Origin of the sequence: Apibacter mensalis, assembly GCF_001418685.1 — a bacterium.
Lineage (GTDB): Bacteria > Bacteroidota > Bacteroidia > Flavobacteriales > Weeksellaceae > Apibacter > Apibacter mensalis.
Genome location: NZ_LIVM01000029.1, coordinates 1 through 2,952, shown reverse-complemented (window position 1 = coordinate 2,952; position 2,952 = coordinate 1). Strand labels below are relative to the sequence as shown.

At 33.6% G+C, this 2,952-nt stretch carries 5 protein-coding genes; all 5 read left to right on the top strand.

Annotation, left to right across the window (positions count from 1 at the left end):
- The first annotated feature begins 47 nt into the window (after nucleotides 1-47).
- The 5 genes from ASC36_RS10230 (at nucleotide 48) to ASC36_RS10215 (ending at nucleotide 2,852) form a co-directional block, all read left to right on the top strand.
- Nucleotides 48-617: an RHS repeat-associated core domain-containing protein gene (locus tag ASC36_RS10230; protein ID WP_221400593.1), complete on the top strand. Its 570-nt coding sequence runs from the start codon at nucleotides 48-50 to the stop codon at nucleotides 615-617.
- Nucleotides 577-1,116, top strand: a complete 540-nt coding sequence (locus tag ASC36_RS10225; RefSeq protein ID WP_141656272.1) for a HEAT repeat domain-containing protein — start codon at nucleotides 577-579, stop codon at nucleotides 1,114-1,116. The genes ASC36_RS10230 and ASC36_RS10225 overlap by 41 nt, the downstream gene beginning before the upstream one ends.
- Nucleotides 1,117-1,138: 22 nt before the next feature.
- Complete coding sequence (locus tag ASC36_RS10755; protein WP_156332329.1) at nucleotides 1,139-1,306, top strand: hypothetical protein; 168 nt, start codon at nucleotides 1,139-1,141, stop codon at nucleotides 1,304-1,306.
- A gap of 189 nt (nucleotides 1,307-1,495) precedes the next feature.
- Complete coding sequence (locus ASC36_RS11145; protein WP_073961273.1) at nucleotides 1,496-2,395, top strand: RHS repeat domain-containing protein; 900 nt, start codon at nucleotides 1,496-1,498, stop codon at nucleotides 2,393-2,395.
- Nucleotides 2,396-2,405: 10 nt separating this feature from the next.
- On the top strand, nucleotides 2,406-2,852 hold the full coding sequence (locus ASC36_RS10215; protein ID WP_055426390.1) for a DUF4274 domain-containing protein: 447 nt from the start codon (nucleotides 2,406-2,408) through the stop codon (nucleotides 2,850-2,852).
- Nucleotides 2,853-2,952 lie beyond the last annotated feature (100 nt).

The following is a 2,952-nucleotide window of genomic DNA, read 5'->3' as shown; positions in this document are numbered from 1 at the left end:
GCCAACTTTAAAAGTTGGCTTGTTATTATTAATATAAGTTCAGGCAACTGGGGCAGTATGAGGATGTAGAAACGGGGCTTTATTATAATCGGTTTAGGTATTATAATCCTGAAAGTGGAATTTTCATCAGTTCCGACCCTATCTCTATCTTAGGGGGATTGAATACATACGCATATGTTTCCGACTCTAATTCATTTACAGATGTATTTGGGCTTTCTCCAGACATTCCTTTAGCTAGAGCTGGAGAGGATTTATTTGTTGGCACTTACAACCAAGTAAGAGCAGGTAATATCAAATCTGGACTAAATTCAACTCATACACCACACCACGTTGTTCAAAATGCACTAAGCCAAACAACACACGGAAAGGGGATTACTATTAATCTTAATAAAGATTTACACGAACTAACAAGAACATATAGAGTTCCTGTTGATAAATCAATTGTTGGATTAAGAAATAATCTTGCCGCTGATATAAAAGACTTGAAAAGAATCCTTTTGGATGCAGGATATGACCCTAAAGTCGTTAATCGTCAATTACAAGAACTTATAAGACAAAATAAAGCTCTTGGAGGTTTTGATAAGCCACCAAGAACACCAAAAACAGGATGCCACTAATATGACACAAGAAGAAGCATTAAATTTTTTAAAGGAACATCAACCGATGCCAAAAGATGAAGATTTATCTGAAGAACTGATACGCAAATATGATGAAGTGCGCCAATTTTTTCTTCAAAATAGTAATAAAGAGTGTGTTCCACTATTCTTAAACTCCTTTGGTTATATAGACGGATTGGGGGTTTATCAACTTGTAGAAGATGTTATTTTGCAATTTTCATCGGAAGATGTTGTACCATATTTAAAAATAGCTTTAGATAGCAAAGAATATAGTGTTCGCTATTGGAATGTACAAATAGCAGCTAATTATCTTTCATCAGAACTATTACCATTATTAAATAAGATTTTACGAGAGGATGATTTTGATATTAAATACAATGCTCTTACCGCAATTGGTCAATATAATATAGTTCTATCCAAGCCAATATTAGAACAATATTTACACGAAGAAGATAACGAAGAGTTAAGAGAAATTGCCAATAATATTTTGATAACCTAAATCTAAACCTATACGCCTAACCTTGTTCATTATATCGTTACTGTTTACCGTTGCTTGCAATGGCAAAGAAAAATATCCAAAACAAGTTGGTAATAAATTGTACGTTACCGATAGTACTTTTCATTATATGGACGGAAACGATACCATAACAAAGCTACTTGATGAACGAACAGGAAAGCTCGAAGAATAAGAAACAAAAACCGCTTTCTTCGAAGCGGTTTTTAAATTACGTTCCGTTCCAAAAGCAAAATAAAAAAGGAAAAATTTTTGCAATCCACAAGGAGAATGGATTCGCTTTGAATACGACGCATTAGGAAGAAGAACAGCGAAAATTGTTCATACAAAGATTTATCGCTATCTTTGGAATGGTAATGTTTTATTGCATGAATGGCATTATCAGTGTGCACGGCGTCCTAAAGTTATTACTGACGAGCTGGAAATGCTTATGTTGGACCGACCCGAACCGGTCGAAAACCTGACCACTTGGGTTTATGAGGAAGGAAGTTTAGTCACCACCGCTAAGCTATGCGAAGGTAAGTCCTACTCGATTGTATCGGACTATTTGGGCCGCCCCGCTCAGGTCTATGATGACAAAGGGGAACTGGTTTGGCAGGTGGAGTTTGACATCTATGGCAGAATACGGGAAGATACCTTTAACAATCAGCCGTTTATTCCGTTCAGGCAACTGGGGCAATATGAGGATGTTGAAACGGGGCTTTATTATAATCGGTTCCGTTATTATAATCCTGAAAGTGGTTTATATATTAGCCAAGATCCCATAAAACTGGCAGGTAACAACCCGAATTTTTATGCGTATGTAAGTGATTCGAATACGATGGTGGATATTTTCGGGCTCAGTGAAGGTAGTGGGACTTTAGGGCGTAATATGAGCAAAGCAGGCATGACACATGGGTTTGATCCTTTCATAAGAGGAGATTTTCAAGCACATCATGTTATACCTCATGAAGTTTGGATTAACAATCAAGATTTTTTTGATAAAGTAGGCTTAGGAGGAGCTAAAGATAAAGCTGCAAATGGAGTGTTTTTACCTAAAAATCAACAAGTAGCAAATAGTTTAGGTTTTGATTATTATCATCGAGGTAGTCATCCAGATATAAATATAAATATGGAAACTCGATTAAATGATATTGTAAATAAGTATAATAATGGAGAATTGACAAGAACACAGGCTAGAAAAGAAGTAAGTAAACTTCAAGCAGAAGAAAGAAGTAGGTTAAGTCAAAGAAATAATAAAGGAGCAACAATAAAATGTCATTAAAAAGTAATAAATGGAAGAATCACAAATTATAGAATTAGCAAATAAAAAAATAATAGATTTTGCAGAATCTCAAAATCCAAAAGTTTGGCATCAAATGACTATGGATTGGAATTGGGATAGTGAATATAATTTTTTGGATTGGTTAATAAATAATCCAAAAACAGATAGGGCTACTATTTTAATGATTTATTGGAAATCTTCTCCTAGTCATGGATTTAAAAATAAAATTTTATTAGAGGAACGTTATACAAATAATTTTTATAATAATCAGAATATTTATTTTAATCCTAAAGATGATGAGGGAGATGATTGGACAGAATATAATAAAGATGGGGCTTTTGAAATACCAAAAATAATGTTTACGCTATTAGAGGGAGAACATATAGAATATCCTAATGGGTATATAGAAGGTATTCCAGAAAAATTATTTTATGAAATTGAAGAATTATATGAATAAAATATCAAGATGAAATTTTAATATTATAAAAAAGCCAACCTAAAAAAGTTGGCTTTTTTATTTAAGCGTTGAGTTTATCTAAGATTTCCAGTTCGAAACG

Coding starts and splice junctions, on each gene's coding strand:
- ASC36_RS10215 (WP_055426390.1), top strand. CDS start 2,406: ATGGAAGAATCACAAATTATAGAATTAGCAAATAAAAAAATAATAGAT.